The sequence below is a fragment of the Anaerocolumna sp. genome, from assembly GCF_032079385.1.
In the GTDB taxonomy this organism is placed as follows: domain Bacteria; phylum Bacillota; class Clostridia; order Lachnospirales; family Lachnospiraceae; genus Anaerocolumna.
In genome coordinates, this window is sequence record NZ_DAMAUC010000053.1 from 1 (window position 1) to 2,503 (window position 2,503).

4 protein-coding genes are annotated in these 2,503 nt (G+C 36.6%); all 4 read left to right on the forward strand.

Annotated elements, in window-relative coordinates:
* A partial coding sequence (locus RT261_RS20875) for a hypothetical protein (RefSeq protein ID WP_313135098.1) occupies positions 1-1,282 on the forward strand: 1,282 nt, incomplete at its 5' end.
* Positions 1,275-1,877 (forward strand): hypothetical protein, encoded by a 603-nt coding sequence (locus RT261_RS20880; protein WP_312503356.1) that lies wholly within the window; start codon positions 1,275-1,277, stop codon positions 1,875-1,877. The genes RT261_RS20875 and RT261_RS20880, both read left to right, overlap by 8 nt.
* Before the next feature lie 2 nt (positions 1,878-1,879).
* Entirely contained in the window at positions 1,880-2,230 is a 351-nt protein-coding gene (locus RT261_RS20885; RefSeq protein ID WP_313135099.1) for a DUF4176 domain-containing protein, read from the forward strand.
* An 86-nt stretch (positions 2,231-2,316) separates the two neighbouring features.
* Positions 2,317-2,451: a hypothetical protein gene (locus RT261_RS20890; RefSeq protein ID WP_312503354.1), complete on the forward strand. Its 135-nt coding sequence runs from the start codon at positions 2,317-2,319 to the stop codon at positions 2,449-2,451.
* Positions 2,452-2,503 lie beyond the last annotated feature (52 nt).

The window sequence follows — 2,503 nt, forward strand, 5'->3', positions numbered from 1 at the left end:
CAGAAGTTCGGTAATTAGCCGGTGCCGGAGAATGATCCGGGACATCAACAGCAAACTGGTGGCAATCGATGTTTTCGTACAAGCCACAGGAGGAATCTATGATCGGGCAACAGGGATACAGAATATCCTGGACCGTGCGGATACGGAGATCAAAAAGGTAAGTTACAATCCGCAGACGAACGAGATCCAATTTACTTCCATCAGCGCTATATGCTTAAAGGGATTAGAGCAAGTAGATGTGATGGAAGCAGTAAAGGTCACGGGTTTGTCTGAAGAGCAGATTCAGGAAGCCATGGAATATGGCTTTACCGTACAGGAGGTCTGCTCAGCATGGACAGCGGTCCAGAACTCTAAGAAAAAGAAATGGAGACATGATGTAGTCGAACTGCTTTATGTGGCAGGAAAGGCGGAACGACTTGAATCGGTTGATTGGAAGGAAGTTGTACATAGCAGTAAGGAAGATTTGCAGGAAATCTATGATTGGATCAGACGAGGAAAAGAGAATGAATTAATTTACCGGTGGTTAAGTCCTGGATATAAAATGAGTAATAAAGAGATTGACATTGCTAAAGATATGATAGAGGAGTACAGGGGAGGAGAAGGACTTTTTTCTGACAATCCTGAATTATTAGAAGTTATTGTTAATAAATGGAATGATTTGAAGGATAAGGTTGATAGTTCAAATCTTTTAACGGGCTTGATTTCTGTTGGGCAAGCGATGATTGAGACTAAAATAACTGATGAGGTAGTTGAGTCGTTCTCTGATTCTTTATTTTCATTTTTAAGATATAATACAACCGCATTTATGGATGAAGGTCGGGTTGCTGTTACGACATCAGGAGTGAATGTTGTTGTGAGCCAAACGCCAAGTTTATTAAAACAATTCGTTAGACTGGGTGCTACAAAGGGACTCCCCATCATAGGAGGTGTTTTTGATTATGCCATAATGAGTGCTCAAGGAGAAGAGAGTCGAGATGCGGTTGTGAAAGCAGTTGCTCATGCCACAATTGGTATTGGGGCTGGAGCATTAGGGGCTGCAGCCACAGGAGCTGCAATAGGCAGCGTCATTCCTGGCATAGGAACGGCAATTGGATTTACGGTTGGTGTTTTGGGTTCTATTGCTTTTGACTATGTTTGGGACAACAAAGAAGAAATTGGAGAAAAAATATCAGAAGCAGTGGGTGCAATAAAAGATAAGGTTGAGGAAGTGAATAAAAATATTGTTGAGTCATTGAAAGGCTTTGTAAGCGGATTTAACTGCTTAGGGTCAGTTTTTGGATAAGAAAAAAGCAATCATCATTAAGTTTGAAGAGCAAAAATTATATTTTTTAAAAGAAGGGAGTGTTTACTATTATCATTGTGGCAATTTTGACTCTGTTAGTAGTAAGCCCTCGATTTCTATCATTGCAACTCTAAGTATAATTGGCACAATTATTATTCGACAATTACAGTATTTGACCATTTTTTTAAATAACCTTATAGCAAGATTTGCACTGATTATAATTCTCATAGTAGTAATTTATTTTTTAGTGAATTTCTATATTCATAAAAATATGCGGTATCCAGAAGTTAGTAATGCAGATATATACTGGAAATCTGAGAATTATCTTGAGGTATTACGATCAACATATAAAGGAAATAGCATCATTGATATTACGATGATATTTACTGGTATTTTTTGCATTATTTTCAGTACGGTATTCTTATTTTCTGGAAATCTTGTTGCCTTGGCCTTGAATTTAGTAGTATCATTTACTTTTATTCTGCTAGTTAAGGCGATAAGAATTAAGTATGAAGTTTCTGGAACAGACTTAGTTTTTAATTATCGTATAACAAGAAAATTACTTAAAAAATTGAAAAAAGAAGGGATGTTTTAAATATGGAAAAACAATATATTCTTCCAATTGGGACGGTTGTCCAAACAAAAAATGGGAATGTGAAATTGATGATTATAGGACGTGCGCAACTTTTTAATAATAATGGTACGATTGGTTACTTTGATTATTCAGCCCTTATCTATCCAGAAGGCGTCACAAAGGAACAGGAGTTTGCCTTTTTTAACCATGAGGATATCAAGGAAATATATTTTGAAGGCTATCGTGATGATGTAGAGATAAAATTTGCTGAAAAATATGATGAGAATATTCAAAAATCACTATATCCCAAATTAAGGTTAGAATATAACCTTTCTTCAAAAGAAGAAAAGAACGAAATAAATAAGAAGGAATAAGTGGTTACTGAAAAAATCTTGCGTATTTGTAATAAACCGCATATTGTGAGGAAATGTATGGGACGATTGTGCAAGAGGAATATATCATGGGTGTGAAGATATATCTCAGACGTGTAATCGACTGGGCCAATGTGATAGACAGGGAGGAGCGTCTGGACAAGGACTTACTGGAAGAGGAATTTGATTATTGGGAAGACCGTCTGGACCGGGAGTATAGTTGAGAACGAAATTAAAAACTTACGGATATTAAAAGATGAATCTACTTACTATTGT

Bases quoted from the DNA above. Each gene is read 5' to 3' on its own strand.
- RT261_RS20885 (WP_313135099.1), top strand. From the start codon at position 1,880: ATGGAAAAACAATATATTCTTCCAATTGGGACGGTTGTCCAAACAAAA.
- RT261_RS20890 (WP_312503354.1), top strand. From the start codon at position 2,317: ATGGGTGTGAAGATATATCTCAGACGTGTAATCGACTGGGCCAATGTG.